This is a genomic window from Cellulophaga baltica, assembly GCF_900102165.1.
Classification (GTDB): Bacteria; Bacteroidota; Bacteroidia; order Flavobacteriales; family Flavobacteriaceae; genus Cellulophaga; species Cellulophaga baltica.
The window spans coordinates 25,230-47,371 of record NZ_FNBD01000010.1 but is presented as its reverse complement, the minus strand read 5'-3'; the positions used below and the strand labels follow the sequence as shown (position 1 = coordinate 47,371).

Annotated in this window: 16 protein-coding genes and 1 tRNA gene; 3 read left to right on the top strand and 14 right to left on the bottom strand. The window is 31.7% G+C overall.

Features of this window, described 5'->3' with window-relative positions; genetic code table 11:
- Positions 1-5: 5 nt before the first annotated feature.
- Positions 6-2,192: a glutamine synthetase III family protein gene (locus BLQ19_RS16030; protein ID WP_074539026.1), complete on the bottom strand. Its 2,187-nt coding sequence runs from the start codon at positions 2,190-2,192 to the stop codon at positions 6-8.
- 209 nt (positions 2,193-2,401) lie between these two features.
- Here BLQ19_RS16030 and BLQ19_RS16025 point away from each other — a divergent pair, with 209 nt between their 5' ends.
- Positions 2,402-3,424 carry a glutamine synthetase beta-grasp domain-containing protein gene (locus BLQ19_RS16025; RefSeq protein WP_024479584.1) on the top strand — a complete coding sequence of 341 codons (1,023 nt, stop codon included), beginning with the start codon at positions 2,402-2,404 and terminating at the stop codon, positions 3,422-3,424.
- Positions 3,425-3,535: 111 nt separating this feature from the next.
- Here the strand turns inward: BLQ19_RS16025 and BLQ19_RS16020 are convergent, their stop codons facing one another.
- A complete protein-coding gene (locus tag BLQ19_RS16020) occupies positions 3,536-4,471 on the bottom strand; it encodes a calcium/sodium antiporter (RefSeq protein WP_074539025.1) in 936 nt (311 codons plus the stop codon).
- 639 nt (positions 4,472-5,110) lie between these two features.
- Between BLQ19_RS16020 and BLQ19_RS16015 the strand changes: the two genes are divergently transcribed.
- The gene (locus BLQ19_RS16015) at positions 5,111-5,263 is read left to right on the top strand and encodes an SsrA-binding protein (RefSeq protein WP_074539024.1); all 153 of its coding nucleotides are present in this window, start codon (positions 5,111-5,113) and stop codon (positions 5,261-5,263) included.
- On the opposite strand, the gene BLQ19_RS16010 is transcribed toward BLQ19_RS16015, so the two are convergent.
- Positions 5,260-5,772: an adenine phosphoribosyltransferase gene (locus BLQ19_RS16010; protein WP_074539023.1), complete on the bottom strand. Its 513-nt coding sequence runs from the start codon at positions 5,770-5,772 to the stop codon at positions 5,260-5,262. The genes BLQ19_RS16015 and BLQ19_RS16010 overlap by 4 nt on opposite strands.
- Positions 5,773-5,845: 73 nt before the next feature.
- On the opposite strand from BLQ19_RS16010, the gene BLQ19_RS16005 reads away from it, so the two are divergent.
- Positions 5,846-5,922 (top strand) — tRNA-Arg (locus BLQ19_RS16005).
- Between the two features lie 620 nt (positions 5,923-6,542).
- On the opposite strand, the gene BLQ19_RS21645 is transcribed toward BLQ19_RS16005, so the two are convergent.
- The 11 genes from BLQ19_RS21645 to BLQ19_RS15950 form a co-directional block, all read right to left on the bottom strand.
- The gene (locus BLQ19_RS21645) at positions 6,543-6,746 is read right to left on the bottom strand and encodes a type I restriction enzyme endonuclease domain-containing protein (protein ID WP_074539022.1); all 204 of its coding nucleotides are present in this window, start codon (positions 6,744-6,746) and stop codon (positions 6,543-6,545) included.
- 144 nt (positions 6,747-6,890) lie between these two features.
- Positions 6,891-10,709, bottom strand: a complete 3,819-nt coding sequence (locus BLQ19_RS15995) for a leucine-rich repeat domain-containing protein (protein ID WP_074539021.1) — start codon at positions 10,707-10,709, stop codon at positions 6,891-6,893.
- 27 nt (positions 10,710-10,736) lie between these two features.
- Positions 10,737-13,925, bottom strand: coding sequence for a type I restriction endonuclease subunit R (locus BLQ19_RS15990; RefSeq protein WP_074539020.1), 3,189 nt, complete (start codon positions 13,923-13,925; stop codon positions 10,737-10,739).
- Position 13,926: 1 nt separating this feature from the next.
- Positions 13,927-14,925, bottom strand: coding sequence for a nucleotidyl transferase AbiEii/AbiGii toxin family protein (locus tag BLQ19_RS15985; protein WP_074539019.1), 999 nt, complete (start codon positions 14,923-14,925; stop codon positions 13,927-13,929).
- A complete protein-coding gene (locus BLQ19_RS15980; protein WP_074539018.1) occupies positions 14,922-15,647 on the bottom strand; it encodes a type IV toxin-antitoxin system AbiEi family antitoxin domain-containing protein in 726 nt (241 codons plus the stop codon). The genes BLQ19_RS15985 and BLQ19_RS15980 overlap by 4 nt, the downstream gene beginning before the upstream one ends.
- A 284-nt stretch (positions 15,648-15,931) precedes the next feature.
- Positions 15,932-16,396: a TIR domain-containing protein gene (locus BLQ19_RS15975; RefSeq protein WP_074539017.1), complete on the bottom strand. Its 465-nt coding sequence runs from the start codon at positions 16,394-16,396 to the stop codon at positions 15,932-15,934.
- Positions 16,397-16,399: 3 nt separating this feature from the next.
- On the bottom strand, positions 16,400-17,023 hold the full coding sequence (gene thcA, locus BLQ19_RS15970) for a Thoeris type III anti-phage system protein ThcA (protein WP_074539016.1): 624 nt from the start codon (positions 17,021-17,023) through the stop codon (positions 16,400-16,402).
- Positions 17,005-18,183: a Thoeris type III anti-phage system protein ThcB4 gene (gene thcB4, locus BLQ19_RS15965; RefSeq protein WP_074539015.1), complete on the bottom strand. Its 1,179-nt coding sequence runs from the start codon at positions 18,181-18,183 to the stop codon at positions 17,005-17,007. Before thcB4 ends, thcA begins: the two co-directional genes overlap by 19 nt.
- An 18-nt stretch (positions 18,184-18,201) precedes the next feature.
- Positions 18,202-19,404, bottom strand: a complete 1,203-nt coding sequence (locus tag BLQ19_RS15960; RefSeq protein WP_074539014.1) for a restriction endonuclease subunit S — start codon at positions 19,402-19,404, stop codon at positions 18,202-18,204.
- On the bottom strand, positions 19,388-20,971 hold the full coding sequence (locus tag BLQ19_RS15955; protein WP_074539013.1) for a type I restriction-modification system subunit M: 1,584 nt from the start codon (positions 20,969-20,971) through the stop codon (positions 19,388-19,390). Before BLQ19_RS15955 ends, BLQ19_RS15960 begins: the two co-directional genes overlap by 17 nt.
- A gap of 184 nt (positions 20,972-21,155) precedes the next feature.
- The gene (locus tag BLQ19_RS15950) at positions 21,156-22,142 is read right to left on the bottom strand and encodes a hypothetical protein (protein WP_074539012.1); all 987 of its coding nucleotides are present in this window, start codon (positions 22,140-22,142) and stop codon (positions 21,156-21,158) included.

The following is a 22,142-nucleotide window of genomic DNA, read 5'->3' as shown; positions in this document are numbered from 1 at the left end:
TGATATTATTTTTGAAACAATAGTTCTCTGTATTTTGTTAATGGCCAAAGATTATTATCCATAATACTTTCTAGCTTATCACAGTGCAAACGAATTTTATCAAAATAAGGTTTTACGGAATCACAATAAGCAAAAGCTTTCTTATTAACATCTTTCAAACGGTTCGCACTTCTTCGTGCATCCGTCATAAGATCTGACTGTTTTTTTACTTCCACAATATGCTCCGCGATTTGCTCAATGATCGATAATTGACCATCTGTAAGTTTTTTATGTGCAGCTCCATAAATATCTTTTAGCCCCATAACATTCTTGATCAAATCATTTTGATAGGCTATAGCCGCTGGAATAATATAGCTATAGACGAGCTCATTATACATTCTCCCTTCTATTTGAATTTGAAAAATGTAGGTTTCCAATTCCACCTCTTTACGAGCAGCTACCTCTACCTCACTCATCACCTTCATTGTTCTAAACAAATCTAAACTTGCTTTAGATGTTAGAACTTGAAGTGCTGCCGGTGTTGTTTTATTATTACTTAATTTTCTGCGTTCTGCTTCTTTCTCCCACTCTCTACTATACCCATCACCGTCAAAACGAATACGTTTAGATGTTTTGATATATTCTCTTAAAATATTAAAAACAGCCTCATCTTTCTTAAGACTCTTCTTATCAATTAAGGCATCTACCTCTTTCTTAAAATCTATAAGTTGTTTAGCAACTATAGTATTTAAAACTGTCATTGGTTTAGCACAATTACTCTTTGAGCCAACGCCACGCATTTCAAATTTATTTCCTGTAAATGCAAAAGGAGAAGTTCTATTTCTATCCGTATTATCTAATAATATTTCCGGAATTTTACCAACAACATTTAGTTTGAGTTCCGTTTTTTCTTCAGGAGACAATTTTCCTTGAGAAACCCCTTCTAATTCATCTAAAACATTCCCCAGTTGTGTTCCTACAAAAATAGAAAATATAGCAGGGGGCGCTTCATTTGCCCCCAAACGATGATCGTTACTCGCCGATGCAATTGATGCACGCAACAACTCTTCATAAGTATCTACAGCTTTTATCGTATTGATAAAAAAGGTTAAAAACTGAAGGTTCTTCATTGGAGTAGACCCAGGACTTAATAGGTTTACACCGGTATCTGTAGCTAGCGACCAGTTATTATGTTTCCCGGACCCATTGATACCTGCAAATGGCTTTTCATGAAATAGCACTTTAAAATTATGCTTATCAGCAATCTTATCCATTACATCCATAAGGAGTAAGTTGTGGTCTACGGCCAGATTGGCTTCCTCGAAAACAGGTGCCAATTCAAACTGATTAGGCGCCACCTCATTATGCCTTGTTTTTACCGGAATTCCTAGTTTGGTGCATTCCTTTTCCAAGTCGCTCATGAAACTCAATACACGATCCGGAATTACTCCAAAATAGTGATCATCTAATTGTTGGCCTTTTGCGGCCTGATTTCCTATTAAAGTTCTGCCTGTCATAACAATATCAGGCCTAGAAACTGCAAGTGCCTTATCTAATAAAAAATATTCTTGCTCCCAACCTAATGTGGCATTTACTTTAGAAACTGTTTTATCAAAATATTTAGCTACTGCCGTTGCAGCTTCATCTACAGCACTCAGTGCTCTTAGTAAAGGTGCTTTATTATCTAAAGCCTCACCTGTGTACGACACAAAAATTGTTGGAATACAAAGCGTTGTTCCGTAGATAAATGCTGAAGATGTAGGGTCCCATGCCGTATATCCTCTTGCCTCAAATGTATTTCGAATTCCACCACTAGGAAAGCTAGAAGCATCAGGTTCTTGCTGCACCAATTGACCACCACCAAATTTCTCTAATGCACGGCCATCGGGTAATAAATCGAAAAAAGCATCGTGCTTTTCAGCTGTAGCACCAGTCAAGGGTTGAAACCAGTGCGTATAATGAGTTGCACCCATTGTAATTGCCCAAGCTTTCATAGATTCTGCTACCTGATCAGCTATTTTACGATCTATTTTAGAACCAGAAAAAATTGCACTACGAACGCTTTCTAAAGCATCTTTTGTTAAGTATTGCAACATACGTTCTTCATTAAAAACATTAATTCCGAATATCTCAGAACGCCTGCCATTTTCTTCTATAGTAATACGTGGTCTATTTTGACTACGAGTGATTGCTTCTATTCTAATTTTAGACATATTGAATACTTTAAAAACAAGGAAAGCAAAATTAGCGATTTAATAATTTACCACCCGAAAAAATATGTTTTTTATAATTAACCCTAAAAAATATATAGTCTAGGCGAAATAATGTTATAAATCTCATATTTACCCCCTAAAATATTTCAAGTAAAGCTAAAAAAATTTACTTTTGTGTTAATCTAAAAGAATTATAATTAGTTAATATTATGGCCAAAATTAAATTAGAATACATCTGGTTAGATGGATACTTTCCAACACAAAACATGCGAAGCAAAACAAAAGTTGAAGAGCATGAAGATTTCAAAGGAACTTTAGAAGAATTAGGTAACTGGTCTTTCGACGGATCATCTACTAGACAAGCTGAAGGCGGATCTTCTGATTGTTTGTTAGTACCTGTAGCTATATATCCTGATCCAGATAGAATCAATGGATATTTAGTAATGACTGAGGTTATGAATCCTGATGGAACTCCTCACGTTTCTAATGGTAGATCTACAATTGATGATGAAGATGAAGATTTCTGGTTTGGTTTTGAGCAAGAATATTTCATCATGGATACTAAAACACAATTACCTTTAGGTTTCCCAATTGGCGGATATCCTGCACCACAAGGTATGTACTACTGTTCTGTTGGTGGTAAAAATACTCATGGTAGAGATTTAGTTGAAGAACATGCTGATTTATGTATAGCAGCTGGTTTAAACTTTGAAGGAATTAACCAAGAGGTTGCTTCTGGACAATGGGAATTCCAATTATTTGCAAAAGGGGCTAAAAAAGCTGGTGATGAAATCTGGATTGCAAGATACCTTCTAGACAGATTAACTGAAAAATATGGTTACTACATTGAATATCACCCAAAACCATTAGGAAAAGATATGGATTGGAATGGTTCAGGTATGCATGCTAACTTCTCTAACACTGCATTAAGAACTAGTGGAAGCAAAGAAGTTTATGCTGCAATTTGTGAAGCTTTCAGACCATTTGTTAAAGAACATATTGATGTTTATGGTGAGTTTAACGATCAACGTTTAACTGGTTTACACGAAACTGCTGCTATTACTGATTTCTCTTGGGGTGTTTCTGATAGAGGTGCTTCAATCCGTATTCCATTAATTGCTGTTCAAAAAGGATATAAAGGATGGCTTGAAGATAGACGTCCTGCTTCTAATGGTGATCCATACAAAATTGCAGCTAGAATTATCAAAACTGTTAAAACAGCTAAGATATAATTAAGCTTAAATTATAAATTTTTATACATAAAAAGAGCTGCTGGTTAACCAACAGCTCTTTTTTTATTCCTTATAGACTATTAGTGGTAATCGTTGTAAATGCGATGCATACTATATAGTAAAGTAAATAAATACCAAGTAAAATAACAACAAGACAATTCCTTCCCATTTCCCCAAACGCATTCGTTTTGGAAAAAATACTAGCGGCAATAGTAAAAAAGATATTCCCAACATCCAGAAAATATCATTATCTAAAAGTCCTAAGTCTTTAGCTTTAATAGGCGTTATAATAGACGTGATTCCTAATACTGCTAGTAAATTAAAAATATTAGACCCTATTAAATTCCCTAAAGAAATAGCCTTCTCCTTTTTAATAACGGCAATGATTGACGCTGCTAATTCCGGAATACTAGTTCCTATAGACACCACGGTCACAGCAATTACACGCTCACTTACATTATAGAACTTCGCTAAACCTACGGCGCCCGAAATTAGAAGCTCCGATCCTCCCCATAAGGCTACCCCACCTAATATCAAGAATAAGGCTGTTTTATAATTTGGTAATAAAATATCATCTTCAGGCTGCTCATCTTCCACAGCTGGTTTCTGAAAACGCAAAAGATAGATTAAAAAAGCAACTAAGAATACAACCATTGCAATACCCTCGTAGCGTTGAATCTCATGGTCAAAATAAATAAAGCCGAAAAACAACAAGGAAGCAATTATCATCACAGGCCAATCTGTCGTGTAAAAACTCTTTTTAACATCAATAGAGCCCAGTACTATAGTTACTCCTAGAACTAGACCTAAATTTGCAATATTAGAGCCTACAACATTTCCTAATGCTAAATCTGGAAAACCATCTAAGGCCGCCTTTATACTTACAATAAGTTCCGGAGCTGAAGTGGCAAACGAAACCACAGTCATCCCTATTACTATTTTAGGAATATTCAAACGCAATGATAAGGCCACCGCAGATTTTAAAAGCCAACTCCCTCCTAAAATTAAAAGGACCAAACCGGCAATAATAAAAAGTATGTTTTGCATGCTGTTGTTTTTTGACAAATATAACTGAAGTACAAATTTTTTATACCTCTTTAAACTATATTAATTTTTAACTCAATACTGCTCGTGAAAAACAGAAGTTTACTTAAATAATTATACCCCGAAATAGTCGTAAAAATTGTTTTATGGCTTGATTAAAAATCTTCCGCAAATTAATAATGGCTCAGTTTAAAAAAAATGAAAACCATAAAAAAAGCTTTAAAAAACACCAAAACTCCCTTGGTCCGCAACAAAATGCTAAAAAATACCCTACAATAGTTTTAATTTAAAACAATAAACAACTTTTAAACTACGTATTTAAAACACATATACAGCGATCATGGTTTCACATTAAAACAAATTTCATTAAAATGATAACATAACCATATGCACTTTTAATAAATCGGATCATACCATTTGGTTAATAGTATTACTATTATATATATTCATCAAACAATCAATTAATAACCTTTAAAACTTTCAACTATGATTATTCTCGCTAAACTATTAGTATTAATGATGCTGTCACTGATCATGACTCTCGCATAAGAAAAAATCATATAGGCCTATAATTATCAAAGACTGCCATACGGCAGTCTTCTTACTTAAAATTTACAGTTATATTTGCATAAAGAATTAAAAATGAAGCAATCTATATTCAAAATTATTGCAAAATTGAATACCCTACTATTACCTTCATTCACTAAAAAGCGATTGGATTTAGCGAAAGCTTCTAAATTTCAATTAGCACTTATTGGTTGGCGTTATTTTGTAACCACCAATGCTCTAGCCTAATATTGTATTAAAGAAGCAACTGCAGCTCCATTTAGCTTTTCTCTTCCGTTAAGAAACCCTAATTCTATTAAAAAATTACATTGCACCACTTCACCACCCAATTCACGTATTAACTCAAGAGCGGCCTTAGCTGTGCCTCCAGTAGCCAATACGTCATCATGAAGTAATACCCGCTCTCCTGGTAAAATACTGTCTTTGTGTAGTTCTAAAGTATCCGTCCCATATTCCAATTCATAGGTTACACTCAACACATCATGCGGTAATTTTCCTGGCTTTCTAATAGGCACAAAACCAGCATTTAATTTGGCTGCTAAAAGCGGTCCAAAGAGAAAACCCCGGCTTTCTAAACCGATAACTTTATCTATTTTCTCGGTTTTCACGAATTCATACAGCTCATTTGCTGCTTTGTTTAAAATTTCCGGATTACTTAGTAAGGTTGTAATATCCTTAAAAACAATGCCTTGCTTCGGAAAATCGTGAATATCGCGTATATACTTTTTAAAATCCATATTTTTTACTAATTCTTATTTTGCTGTAAAGTTAAAAAGAAATATATTTGCAGCCCGTTAAGGGTGAAAAAATGGCCTCGTGGCGCAACTGAATAGCGCACTTGATTACGGCTCAAGAGGTTACTGGTTTGAATCCAGTCGAGGTCACCACTAAAATCATAGCTTCCAAGAAATTGGAAGCTTTTTTGTTTTCTAATATTCACACTATTTTCACACTTTTCTAGAATTAAGACTATCCAGACCATAACGGATACTCAATAACTTTCAAGTTTACTTTCATTATTTATAAAAATAATTCTTTGTTTTAGACCTACATTTACTACACTTACTACATCATTTAACTTTTGAAGACAATGAAGTAAAAAAGTATAAACAACAGCTAAGACTCTTGTTGAATAACTTAACTCACCAAGTCATCAGACACTTTTTCTAAAAAAAACACTTTAATACATTTCACTGAAACAAATAGACGAATCCATAAATAAGCTTAATATCAGATCTAGAACAATATTTAGATAAAAAACTTCAAATCAAAAGACAAAAGAATAATTATAGGCCAAATATGTATTCGGTTATAATATTCGGAAATAACTTTTGGCTCTTTAAAAGCCTAAAAAGTTATTCTGAATTTGACTCCAATATTCATTTCAAAAACTAAGTTTCAATGAATAATGAGTACTGTTAATTATTTAAAGACGAGCAAAATAATTTTAAGCTTCGTATTCTTTAATTGGGTAGATACTTTAACTAACCAATTCACAAAGCAAATATCAACTTCTATATTTCTTAAAATTTTCTGCTTGCTCAAAAATCTCTTTATAAATTTCATCACGATCCACTAGTGGATAGCCACTTTCTGCAAAAAAAATAATTAAGTCTACTTTTAACTCTGCTTTTATATCTTCACTGTTGCTCCGGTCAGTATACTTGGCTTTTTCACCTACTACAAGCTTTACCTTTTGCGCTAAAACCAATAATTTATCATCAGGGTAATTGAGTCGTATTTGTCAGATAAAGCCTTTAGGATATCGTAAAATGCTTTTTCTTCAAAATCAATTTCTAATTATTTAAAAGAGTCCTTTTCATTTTTTAACGCATAATACAAATCAATAATTTTATCAGTTGTTTTTATCTACTGATTTATTAACAATTCTTTCATAGATGTTTTTAATGTTTTTTGGCAACTCCTTTTGTTCAAACCAATCATCGCCTGTTGGTTGTTCATCAGAAGTAATCATAATTCTAATACATTCAACAATCACATACCAAGCCATATTCTTATTATCAAAATCGCAAACTGGTTTTGCTGTGTAGGGCAAAGCAGAAAATTTACTCAAATTATTTTTCATGGTACTCCAACTACAAAAATCCAAAATAATTGGAACTATTTTAAAACTCTCGTCATTTTCTTTTTTTTCAAAAGCTTTAGCTATCTCATATTTATGTATATAATCAGTTCGCATTAGATTTGAACTGACCATAAAGCAAACGATATCTGCCTCTTCAAAATGTTTTGTAATATCTTTATCCCATTCACCACCCGCAATTAATTCGGTGCAATACCAAGTTGAAATTATACCATCTCTTTTTAAAGAAGATAAATGATCTTCAAATTCATGAACTAATGATAAGTCATCTTTTGAATATGATATAAATATTTTTTTCATTTTTTTTAAATTTTGATTGGTGAAATTTTGGAATTGATAAATGGGCAATTCTTTTGAATGAACCTTTGATAATGTTCTAATGATATAATTTTCACCAGTTTCGGGACTTTTTTGTACTGGTTCTGCTATTGTTGCCATAGAAGAAATCCTAAAGTCATTTTTAACAGAATTCAGCATAGTACCCTTAACAAAATATTCATTGTCTAGTGATATATATAAATCATCTGGAAGTTTGTTAATAATATCAATGAAATTAACCGTTAATGAATTTCTAACTATTGGCTTTTTCTTTAATAAAACATCATCAATTTCAGTATTTATAGTTATAGTCAATTGATCATTTTGATAATCTCTAAATGCCAACAACGGAACATCATGGTAGATTGCAATTAAGCAATTAAAAATATATCTTTCGATAATTTGTAAATCTTTATTTACTAGATTTTTATTACTTAAAAAAACAAATATTTCTAAATTATTAAAGTCTAATTTGATCAAAACTTTAACTGAATTATCTAAAGTAAATATTAATTGATCCCTCCAAAAAAATTTACTATCGTGATTATTTCCGAAATGGCAAATTAACTGGTTCACAATACCAAAGGGTATGAAATTTTTAAATTTTAATGTGAAGGCGGGTTCATCAAGTCCGAAAGTTAAAATATCATAATTGTTTTTTACTTTAATATCATTTGCTAATGGTAAAAAACTAGGTATTATATATTTTTTATGTTCTTTATCATGAAATACAACCTTTTGCAGTTGGAGTAATTTAATTATTTTGGAGTCTTCATTAGCTATACTATAAAATTTTTTTTCACATACTTCTCCTCCATTGTTTATCAAATCCTCTTTAGTTAAAATTTTAGAATGTATGAAAGTTGTAAGCAGAGAAGGGTTTAACCATACCACATCATTTAATTCATTGAAATTTTTGTAGTATAAAATCAAACCTTGCCTATGTAATTGATCTAGGTCTTCAATTAAAAAGTTAAAAATATCTGCATCAGTTTCACTCCTTTCCGGCTTTCGTTTGTAATTTTTTAATAAATCTTTGAGATTAGTACATTTTTCGGAAGAAAAATTAAAAATAAAATTTAAAAAATCTCCGTACCATTGCGGTTGAATTACATTATAATTACTTTGACTTTTCTTTTCCTCAATTTCATAATTAAGATATGATTCAAGAAAATTTAAATTAATTTTATGGATTTTTTTTGCATCTACAGAACCTTGATCCAGAGAGATATGGAATTCATTTTTTATATTGATTCCTTTAATATTTGTATTTTCTGTAACTCTAACATCTTCATCAGCATGAGTTTGTGCGACTAACACCACCTCATTTTTTAATATTTCCTGATTACTTGGAACGTTTTCTTTATCAGCATATTGATGCTTTAATTGATGTAACCAGTAATTTTTTGTAAAATCTCTAGTCAAAACATTGTTTCCCTTGTCTATTCGAATTTTGTTTTCATTAGTTTTTAGATTCCATAATAAAATATTAATTGCATCATTTGTTAAAAATGCGTTATAAATACCATGATAATAATCTTGACCACCAAAATCAAAGTATATAATGTCAGGTAGTCTTTTGGTTTTTGTTCTAGGATATTTTTCAATCCTGACAATATGTGTACTATCGCTTTGTTCTTTTATTTTTCTTGTTCTTTTGTTAGAGGCCATTAGATAATCCAATAAAGTGGACTTTCCTGCACCATGATTCCCTAATAATAAAACTTTCACTGGAAGTTTATAACTTATAGTTTCTGTAGCATTCTTTTTACTAAAATAATTCTCAATAGTACTAAGGTGATTTTCATATTTTGAAAGCTTCCAATTTTGTTCGACTACAAAGGGGTTGTTGTCAATAACAAGCTTTTTAAGTGAAGATAAAATAGATTCTAAATCATTAATGTTTTCTATTTTATTGGAATGTATATCCAGCATTTTAATTGATTTTAAATCTTTTAAAAAGCTAATACTCGATAGATTATTATTACTTGCGTTTAGTGACTCTAAAGTCTCAAAATGTCCTGAAAAAGAAATTGAACTTATTTCATTATTATTAATATGAATATGTTTGAGTTTGTATAATTTTTTAAGAATAGTAACAGAGTAAATTTTATTATTACTTATATTTAAATATTCAAGATTAGTTAACGTGCCAAGATTTTTCACGTCGCGAATTCTCCAACTATTTTTTCTCTTATTATTTTTCCAATCACCACCAACAATTAGCCTTTTTATTTTTTTTAATTTCGATATTTGGTTTGGTATTTCGTATAAATTATTTTCCAAATCATATTCTCGACTAATTACCTTGGTCCAATCATTATCAGAATATTCAGCCCATTCATTACTTAATATTAATTCTTCGAGTTGAATACATTTAAACAATTCAGGTATTAAAGTGAGATCAGTGATACCACAATTACCTAAGTTTAATGATATCTCATTTTTTTCCAAACATTGAGCAATTCGAGAATTTGCTTTTTCACATATTATCTCAAACCATTTAATTATGGGCTGATCACCTCTTAAATAAACTTCAGTTGGAGGATAAACTAAAGGGTTTTCAAAAAAATTATATGATCTTGTAAAATCCTTATTTTTAATTAAACTAAGTATAGGACTTAAATCAAAAATCCGATTATTGGAAAATATAAATTCTTGCAAATATTTTAGTTTTTTTAAACTTGAAATATCGGTGATTTTATTTTTGGAAAAATTGATTCGTTTTAAACTTAGAAGAGATGATATACAAACTAAATCGGAAATTGAGTTATCATCAGCATATAAAGCTTTTAAATTTTTAAATGCTTTAATTATAGAAATATCAGTAATATTATTGCTACTAATATTTAAATGCTTTATTTTTTTTAATTTACTTAGAGCTGTAATATTCAATATATTATTTTCACTTAAATTCAGTATTTCCAGATTGATCAAACCTGACAACGAATCTACATCTGAAATACTATTTTCATTTAAACTTAAATTTTTTAAGTTAATTAAATTTTTAATAAAACTTAAATCCTCGATAATATTACTATCTAAATAAAGAGATTGCAAATCTTTAAGATCCGCAAGAAAACTTAAATCTGATATTCGCAGATCTGAAAGATTTAGAGCTATAATATTTTTATCTTCATCAATACTTACTGACCGGTTTAATTTCAAAAACGGTTTATCTCCGTAATCAGTTATGTACAATTCAATCTTTAAAGTCACTTCCAACTGTAAAACAATTTTTGGTTTTTCCATTTGAGCTAATTTAAATTTAGGGTTTAACTAACTATTATACTTTTTAAAATTCTCGGCTTGCTCAAAAATCTCTTTATATATTTCATCTCGATCTACCGGTGGATAACCACTTTCAGCAAGTAAAATAATTAAATCTACTTTCAACTCTGCCTTTATATCATCTCTTTTACTCCAGTCTGTATACTTGGCTTTATCATCAACTACAAGCTTTACTTTTTGCGCTAAAACCAATAATTTATCATCAGGGTAATTGAAGTCGTATTTATGAGCTAAAGCCTTTAGGATGTCATAAAATGCTTTTTCTTCAAAATCAATTCCTAAATCTTTAAAAGAGTCTTTTTCATTTTTTAGCGCATAATACAAATCAATAATTTCGTCTGTAAAATCTTCCAGTACACGACTTTGCAATACATCATCTTCTTTACGTTCATTGTACTTGTCTACAATAAGCTGCAATCTTTTTGAAAAGTCTATTCCTGTAATCTTATTTATTTTCTTGACATCATCAATTGCTTTGGCTAGTAATTTTTGAAGTAGTTTAATTTTGGTATTGGGTAATTTTATTTTGTCAATTTTAGCCATGTAATCATCCGAAAATATATCTACTTCGGTTTGCCCCTCATCTCCTAATTTAAAAATCTCTTCAATGCCATCACTTTCAATAGCATCTTGTAACATTTGTTTCACTCTATTATTCATTTGGGCAGTATCAGGGGCAACACCTTTGGTCAATTTGAAAATAATAGAACGAATAGCTAGGTAAAAATGGATTTCATCTCTTTGTTCTTCGGTAAAGATTCCAGAGCCTGAGCAAATATCATAAGCCGATTTTAATCGTTTTACGATGTACATAAAACGTTTTTCAAGTTCTTGTGTCAGTTGAATAAATTCAGAAGCTTGACTAAGTGTCTTCAATTGCTTTAAAGGTGTGCCTGTGAAATATCCAGACTTATCAAACTTGTAGAACAATCTGCTTAATAAATCCAATTGGTCTTTTACTACGACCACAGATTGCTCAATATCTTCAATGCTTTCATTATCGGCATTGCTGTATAATGCTAAAGCCATATTCATTTGTTTCTTGATGCCAATATAATCTACCACCAATCCTTTTTCTTTCCCTTCAAACTTTCTATTTACTCGGGAAATGGTTTGAATTAAATTATGTCGTTGAATCGGTTTATCGATGTACATGGTGTCTAAAAAAGGAACATCAAAACCTGTCAACCACATATCGACCACAATAGCAATTTTAAAATTTGATTTCTCATTCTTAAACTGGCGATCTAGTTCTTTACGATCGTCTTTAGTTCCTAATAAGTGATAGAGTGTTTCAGGATCATCTTTACCACGAGTCATCACCATTTTTATACGCTCCATAGGTTTGATTTCCTTTATGTCTTTGTCGGACAACTCCACATTATCCCCTGCAACTTTCACTTCTCCCCATTCTGGTCTTAGTGTTATAATATTCTTGTATAATTCATAAGCAATCAATCTGTTGCTACAAACAAACATAGCTTTTCCTTTCACTGTTGCACCTTCGGCAATTCTATTTTCATAATGTGTTACAAAATCCTCTGCAACAGTTTTCAAACGAGTAGGATCACCAATAATCGCATTCATTTGCGACATGGCTTTTTTACTTTCTTCTACTTGATTTTCATTACTTCCTTCTTCTGCACAACGATTGTAATACGCTTCAATTTCGGCTAGTTTCTGATTATTCAGCAATACTTTTGCGGCACGACCTTCATACACAATACGAACTGTAATTTCATCTGCAACAGATTCAGTCATAGTATATGCATCCACTATTTCTCCAAAAACATCAATAGTAGCATCAATTGGCGTTCCCGTAAAACCTACATAAGTTGCATTGGGTAACGAATCATGTAAATGCTTGGCAAATCCAAAGGATTTCTTAACACCAGTCTCTGTAACTTTTACTTTTTGATCTAAATTCGTTTGACTTCTGTGCGCTTCATCTGAGATACAAATCACATTGGTCCTATTTGTCAATAATTTGGTGTCTTCTGTAAATTTATGAATGGTAGTCAAAAATACGCCTCCGCTGTTTCTACCCTGCAATAGTTCTCTTAAATTAGAACGACTTTCGACACTTATGATTGATTCGTCACCTACAAATCCTTTGGCATTAGTAAACTGCCCTGATAATTGATCATCCAAGTCGGTCCTGTCGGTAATAATAACAATCGTTGGACTTGCAAAATATTTGCTTCGCATCAATAAACGAGTCAAATACAACATGGTATAACTCTTTCCACAACCAGTAGTTCCAAAATAAGTTCCTCCTTTACCATCTCCTAGTGGTTTTTGGTGTTGTTTTATGTTTTCAAAAAGTTTCGTGGCTGCGTAATACTGAGGATAACGACAAACGATCTTGTCATTCTTTTTAGAACTATCGGGTAAAAAGATGAAATTTTGAATAATATCTCGTAATCTTTTACGATTGAACATCCCTTGAATAAGCGTAAACATCGCATCTATACCATCGACTTCTTTGATCATACCATCGATCTTTCTCCAGGCATAATAGAATTCATAAGAAGCAAAAAACGAACCTGCTTTAGTATTGACACCATCACTAATTACGCAAAAAGCATTGTATTTGAATAGCTCTGGAATATCTTTTTTGTACCGATTAGTTAACTGTAAATAAGCATTATGTATTGTTACGTTTTCTTGAATTGCTGTTTTAAATTCAAAAACAACCAAAGGCAATCCGTTAATGTATAAAATCAAATCGGGAATACGCATTTCGTAACCCCTAATCGCTAGTTGGTTAACAATTTTATAGGTATTTTTATCTTGCTCCGAATAATCAATCAGTTGCACATAAAAATCTTTTTGACTTCTATCTTCTCGCTTTAACAAAAAACCATCACTAACCATCTTCATAATGGTTTTATTGCTTTCATATAAATCTGATGACGGCAAACGATCCAAATCTCTTACGATAGATTCGATCTCGTTTTCCGTAATATCTTCGGTTGCATAGGCAGTTCGTAAATAGTTTTTTAGATCTTCTGTTAGCAATACTTGTTCACTAACAATATGTCCGTAAACCGTTGGTGGTTCAGCAGCTCCGTTATACTCTATTTTACGTACTTCACCACCCGCTAGGTGAGTCATTTTCTCTTCTTGCAGTAAACTTATAAAGGCTTGTTCTAATTGTGCTTCGGTAAATTTCATCCTATTTCGTTTCTCCTTTTTCAGGGATTTCAATATTCCATTTTACTGCCTGTAATCTTTTGCTAATTTTTTGAATGGTTTCCAATACTTCTTTACTGGATGGCAACTCACCATAAACTAAATTTCCAAATTCATTGGTATAACCGTTTTCTAACTCTTTCCAAGTTGCTTCGGGTTCACGAAATAGTGTGGCTTCTTTTGGGTGAAAAGCTAACCATTCGTTATTATTTTTAAAACTTTCAATGTCATCTTCTCCAACTTGTAAAAGCATCGCTTCAAAATCAGGACTTTCAAAAAAGGTATAAATTTCTGAAACCTTTAATAATTGATGTAAATCATACGTATGGCGGATTTTATTTTTCAAGTCTAATAACGGATTCACACCATAAGAAAAACGAACCAAACTCATTATTTTTTCACAAATGGTTCTATTTACATGCAATACTTGAACTTCAAAAGGCAATAAACCATATTCCTCAGCAAGTTGATGTTGTCCTGCTTCTTCCATCATGTCATAGACATAAGATGAAATTGTACTATTTTGAAAAGGCTCATAATGACCTAACCAAGTTGCTTCAACAATGATGTTTTCTCTAACTTGTCCGTATTTTCCTGAAAAGGTTTTAGGGTACTGATAAGCAATTTTCCTAATCATACCTACTTTATTTGTAATCCCCTCTTCATTAACCTCTGTTAATTTTGCTCCAACAACATTAGTTATCTTTTTCAATTTGTTTTTCAGTTGATTACCGCTTTCTTCATCTCCCTTCAGAACCACCAAATCAATATCCTCAGAAAAGCGTTCAATCAATCCAAAACATTTAGACAAAGCTGTACCTCCTTTAAAAATAGCTTCCGTTCCAATAGCATCCTTAAAAATAAGACTTAACGCATAGGTCACCCAATAATCTTTCTCCACATAAATGGGAAGTATTTTCATCTGTTGCGCCGTAAAAGCAATAGATTGCTTAAAAAGGACTTTGTTTTCGTGTAGTTTCATACTAGATTCCAATTTTCGGCAGTTTTTAAAATAGCTCGTGCACCCGATAGTTTATAATTGGTTATAGGGTTCAAGTTTTTAAGAAGTATTTCCTTGAATTGAGTAACTTCCGCCTCATCTAATAGCGCACCAAGCAAAGCTCTTGTTGCAGGCGGGTATTTTTGAGCCAAGCGGACTACTGTTGCAAGTTCTTTTTCTGACAACTCTTTCAATAGTGATACTAACCGCAAACAAGCTTTTTCTAAATTACTATCAGGAATCTTCTTGATGTATCGAATAGTATCTAGCAATTGTAACAATGGAATATTCTCTTTGGTAATAGCATTCTTTTGTTTTACGAATTTGATGCTATAACGATCTCTATTTAAGCTTGGACGAATGTCGTTTCTACCAATTTGAATGGTATTGCTTATTTGAGTGGTTAGTCCTAATTGATTGTAGGCACTGTAACCGGTAAGATAGCCAATTACTTTACCATCATCTTCCAATAAATCTTTTACTACTTGATATTGGCTGGGTTCTAAATCTCCAAAAGGAGTGCTCTCTGGTTTGTAATATTTTCCTTTAGCTAGCTTGGCAATTTTGCCCGAAACCACCATACGATTCAATGCTTTTATGACCGCTTCTTTTTTATTCACTGCTGCAGTAAAGTCAGCATAGGTGAACACATATCCTTTTGGGAAACGATCTATGGTAACAGCTATGTAATCAGTAGTTTTCATGTCACACTATTTATTGTAAATATATAAAAATGTCCAGTTTATTATATAAAAAACTGGACATTTTATGTTTTAAATTATAATGTCAGGTTTTTGGGAGCAAAAAACTTAATATTTGTTTTTACAAACTTTCGTAATAGACTTTTAATTTATTAGCCATCAATCTTCTGCGTTCTTTTAAAAACTTTTCATACACTAAGTGATCTACTTCTTCAAAATAAGAACTTTATAGATCATTTACTTTTTCATCTTTATACTTATAAGAAACAAAAAAAATTTAGCCATAATTATTTGTATTGACTTCTGATTTTTATAGCGTTCTCAACAAGACTTTCAATATTGTTTTTGATATCATCATATACGTATGAGCTTGTGGAAAAATCTGATTCAAATATTGGAATATAGCTTGCTAGAGGATTACTGCCTTTTTTACTTTGTTTACCACTACTATCTGAGAGTTTATTAATATAAATACCACAAACACCTTTCTTTAATTCCCAAGCTTTATTAATTTCATATTTAACCCATTTTCTTGAACTTGTATTTTCTCCGATTAGAACAACTAAACAAGATTTATCTACTAAGTTTTTATCAATCCATGCTTTTATTACTTCATCTGATTTTTCTTTAACCTCTTCCCATTTATTACCATTAACTGGTTTATCCCCTTCAAAAGCTCCAATGTTTCTTACTTGACCAGCTCTCCAATTATCTTCGTTAAAGTGGAAACTGTAAAATACTTTTCTTGCCATAATTTAAATCTTATCAATTAATAATTTTTGAAATAAACTCATATAACCATAATCCTTAACAAGTCTTTCATTCTTTAACTCTTCAGGAAAAAAATTATCGTAAACTATTTTTGTAGCCGCACCAGTACTAGCAATTGGTAGTGTCAAAGCATTAGGAAATCTGTCAATAAACATTTTATATTCGCCTTCTACCCCTTTTTCTTTATTCCCTTCAATACCTTCCATTCCTCCAATAAAAACAGCTGCCGAAAACTCAAACTCATCAAGCATTCTCTCTCTCATATGCAATAAAGATTTCTCCCTATCATTATCGATGATATCGGTAAGAATTACATTTTTAAACTTATCATTATCTTCTAGAAAAAACTTTTCAAATAATCTAGATTGATATATGGTTACATGTTCTTGAATATTCAAATCAAGTTTTTCCATTACATAATAAATTAATGGTGTAATAGATGGATGACCACCCCATATAATTCTATGATGTGGCAAAACCACAGTTGCAAGAGCGATAACTGAATCACGAATTGCAATAATGTCAGCTGTTTCAATATATTTTTGGTCTCTTTCAGGTAATGGTACACTCGCAGAAAGGAAAATGTTTTTTATAGTGGTTGTAGCCATGATTCGAAGTCTTGTTTTTTTAAAGTTTTAATATCTTTTTTAAAATTATCATTTAGCCATTCAAGATGATTTAACCATTTGTCTCTAATTCTTAAATCATCATAAATTAGCTTGATAGTGACATCTTTATAACCTAGTAATTCTTTTTTAATTTCTGCCGATTGACAACTTGTTGATTGTGGGATTCCTATTGTAGGGATATAGATTATATGTGTTCCGTCTAGTAAATCCTCTGTTAAAAATCTTTCGGGTTGTACAGTGACAATTCTACCGTTTTTTTCTGCGATATTTCGAAATTCTGTTGTCAGATTATCTTGCCTTGCCGCAAGGTTTCTAGCTCTTACCGATTCTACTTCTTGAATAATTCTGTCAACGAAATCTGGTATAAATTTGGATTTATCTTTATCATCGAAAATACTATCTAAAAAATTTAAACTCTCTAACTGTATTGGGTAACTTATATAAGAAGATGGTTCTATTTTTTTTATTTCATGATTAGGCCAAACTAGTTGAATCATACCGATTTGTTTGGCTCCAGCTTCTGCAAATTCTTCTTTACACCAAAAACTTTCGAGAAAGCCAGGGGTATTTAAGAGCACAACAACATCACAATCTGTCATTCTATGCCAAAGTTCATCTTGAAATGCTTCACCTTTACCAATAGAATGTGTATCTAAAAAGACATCATAGTTAAAAGACTCAAGAGCTTCATATAATTGAATTGCTACAGATGTAGATTCATTTCTTTTGTAACTTATAAATATTTTTCTAGTATTTCTCAATAATTCAAATGATTCTAGAATAATATTAACTATTCTATCTAATTCAGATTCTTTAAATTGAATACCGTTTTGATTGGATAAAACACAAGGAATATCTTCCGAAAAAGAATTAAAAAAAATAGGAAGAATCATTGTGCCATCCTTAATTAGCTTGTGAGAAACATCCAAATCTTTATAATTCTTTTCGATGTCTCCAAAATACAAACCGAAAGCTGGTTGATTACCTAAATATTCTTCATTTAGCTTATCACTCTCAATTATTTTTAAAATAGAGTTTGGTAAGCCTAAATCTTTTAGTTTTTCAAGTACTTTACTTAGAATATAATGTTTTTCTGGCACATCAGAACCTAATAAAATTAGTTGGTATTTATATTTCATAAATATTTGTTTATATTTTTATAAAGTTTCTTTTTCGCTCTCAACTTTTGTCATTTTTGCCAACAACAGCTCCTTTAATTCCTCAAGTTTTTGATCTTGAATTTTATATGCTTTAATTAATCTATAACTAGGTTTGACCAATTGATTAAATTTGTCATGAACAATATCACTACCTATTAGTAACTGAATACTATTCATATTTTGTTGATTTATTTTTGGTTGAGCCGCCCCAGTTACAATATTTAAGACATTTGTCTTTAACAATGCATTAAATAAAAACTGAATACTTATAAGCCCTTTTCCATCAAGAATATGTGAATGATTGTTTAACCAGAATTTTCCCCAAACAAATTGAATCGCTGGATAACCGTTTTCATCAATAATATTTGCCCCATCTTCTGAAAAAAGTAAATAATCTCCATCATATAAATAATCATCAACATAATCCAAAATTGACATAGCACCATAGTAAGGGTAAACACCTTTTTTTCCATCTCTTTCTTCTTTTGATAATGGTCTCCTTTTATTATCCAAGCAGTTTGAAATATTACCTAATGCTTTAACTTCCCACCCCACAGGAATCTCCTTGTCCAATTCCCTACAAAAAACCATTTCCCCGCCATTACTTTTATAAGGCTTGCCATTTTCATTAGGAAACTCAAAATCTACAAACCAATGTTTATAAATAGCCTGAGCAGTTTCTTCGAGTTTGGTAATAAGTTGGTTGTTTAGCGCTATACGGTTTTGAATAACCTTGTATTTTTTAACAATTTCTTGTTGTTTTTCGAGGGAATAAATAGGTAGTTTCATTCCACAAAAATCTTCCCATTCTAAACTACCTCGAACACCACCAACGGCATGAAAACAGGCTTCTCGGTCAAATTCAGAACGCGTGAACCACATCATTAAATATTCAGGTAAGAGTTCATTCGTATTTATGATTTCAAAAATGGGATAAGCTTGTGAAATAATGGAAGGCTCATCTTCTGAATATAAAGCAACAGGCATTTTTTTATCACGACGCACTTGCATCGTACTACACGCAAATTGATTTTTATGGATTATTTTATAATTCTCCATATCAGTACCAATAGTATTTGCAACTGATTTTATGAATTGTTTAGAAATACTAAGTCCTAACAACGAAGTTACTTTTAATCCTTTATTTCGTTCATCTACTAATTGGATATAATCTCCAATAGGTTTATATTTTGATCCCATAACCTAATTCTTCAAATACGGTTAATAAATCGGTTTTAGACTGTGCTTCAGCTTTCAATAAGTCTGAAAATTCACTTTGTAAGTTTTTCATTTTATCATCAAAGTCTATATTCTCGTCACGATTTACAAATGTGATGTATTTACTAGGTACTAATGAAAAATCTTTAGCAGCCAAGTCAGCTAAAGTTGCACTAAAACTAAATTCGGGCACATTTTTATAAACAGATAAATCCGTTTGCCAGTTATGATAGGCTTCTGTAATTTCAAGAATATTATCCTTAGAAAATTGTATAAATTTCTTTTCGAACGGAATTCCCTTTTCACGCAAGTCTAAAAACAAAATTTCGTTTTCTCTATTGCGGTAATTTCTTGTTGCATCAGGTAACTGTACCGTTCTCGCTGTTTTGTTTTTATTCAAAATCCAAAGCGTTACACTAATATTTGTGGTATAAAACATGTTTTGTGGTAAAATTACAACAGCTTCTACAATGTCATTTTCTATTAGTTTTCTACGAATTTTATATTCTTCGCCACCGCCAGACAGTGCGCCGTTCGCCAAGATAAAACCTGCTACGCCATTGTCTGAGAGTTTAGCTACCATGTTTAAAATCCAACCGTAATTGGCATTGCTGGTTGGTGGCACATCGTAACCTTTCCAACGAGGATCATCTACTAATTCATCACTAGCTCGCCAATTTTTTTGGTTAAAAGGTGGGTTTGCCATAATGTAATCGGCTTTTAAATCGGGATGTTGGTCACGCCCAAAAGTATCGGCAGGTACATCGCCCAAATTGGCAGCAATACCACGAATGGCAAGATTCATTTTGGCTAGTTTGTAAGTTGTAGCCGTGTATTCTTGTCCGTAAATGGAGATTTCTTTCTTGTTTCCGTGGTGATTTTCTATAAACTTGATCGATTGTACAAACATACCTCCAGAACCACAAGCAGGATCATAGATTACCCCTTTGTACGGTTCAATCATTTCGGTTATGAGGTTTACAATACTTTTTGGAGTATAGAATTCTCCTTTTCCTTTTCCTTCGGCCAAGGCAAACTTGCTCAGGAAATATTCATACACACGTCCTACAATGTCTTGCTGTTTGTCTTTTATGGTGTCAATATTATTGATGGTGTCTAACAAAGCTGCTAGTTTACTCACATCCATATTCAATCGAGAGAAATAATTATCCGGCAAAGCGCCTTTAAGCGCTGGATTGTTTTTCTCTACAGTATGTAAAGCAGTATCAATTTTTAAAGCAATATCATTTTGTTTGGAATTGGCAATAATAGACGACCAACGAGATTCTTCAGGTAAAAAGAAAATATTAGACATATTATAGAATTCCTTCATCTCTAGGTATTTCTCTTTTCCTTCTGCAATAAGTTCAGCTCTTCGTTCTTCGAACTTATCACTGGCAAATTTTAAGAATATCAAACCCAAAACGACATGTTTGTATTCGGATGATTCTACTGTTCCTCTTAGTTTATTAGCAGAGTCCCATAGGGTTTCTTCAATGCTTTTTTCTTTCTTCGGTTTTGCTGTTTTTCGAGTAACTTGTTTTGCCATTATAATGAATGCTATTTCTGTAAAATTATATTCCTTGCTAAGGTATTGAAAAAATAATTTTACAAACTGCGGTAAACCGCAAATGACTGAAATTGTGTGATGATCAACCTTTTTTTTACTGCATCAAGCACATATAATTCTACAAATCTATATTTATAGAATTAAGTATTTACTACGGTTCAAACTATATGTTTTTTCCCAGGTTACTTAAAAAATTTTGAATCCCCTTTTGCAATGAGATTGGTTGATCTGATATTCTTTTTTGAATAGGCAATTTCTCCAAATTCTCTATTGGTGTCATCGTTATGTATAAATTATCTTTGGCTCTTTGCCAGAGGCCATATATGTATTCCACTCCAGGCTCTATGACAATACGTTCTTTAAAAGTGACTGTCCCGGCATATAAAGGGCTGTCTGGGTGATGTTGATTTTTATCTATTATTAGTTTAAATTTTAATTCGTTAGTTTCTGAATCAACTTCAACGGAACTTTCCTTAATTTCTTCCTTTACAGAAATTTCTTCTCTAAAAGCAGACAATCTATCAGATTTTTGAAAACTCACAATATATCTTGTCCAAGGATCTCTATTTAGAAACAAAAGGTTATGTTTTTCGATGTTTTCTAATGCTTTAATTAACAAGATGAACTGTGATTGTCCAAGTAGATTCCCATAATATTTTGTGAGTTCCTTGAAGTCCATATTTAAGCAATGAACTAAGATTCCCTTTTCAAATTTAGACAAGTGCACCCAATTCTTATCATTAATAGCATTTTCAAGTTTTTGAATTAATTCTTTATGCTTTTTAGCTTTTTTTAAATTTGATCTCTTGAGTTCTTGTTGTGTGCAGTGATTACATTTAAATAACAATAGAGATCTTTTCCTTGTTATTTTAATCAGTTCTACGAACTGTGTCTTACTCTTTGCTTGATAATTCTCATAAGAGTTACAGTTGTTACAGTGTACATAGAATGAAAATGTACTGCAAGATCCAATAAGCTTCGTCAATTCACTTTGAGAAAGTCCAAATTTATTAATGATTGCTTTGGGCATATTCACAAATTTCATCTCTTCCAATTCCCAATATTGATTAATAATTTCAGCCTCTTTATCTGTACAGTTCTCTGAAATTTCAAGCTTCAAATTTGCTATTTTATTATTTGTAGTTACCAT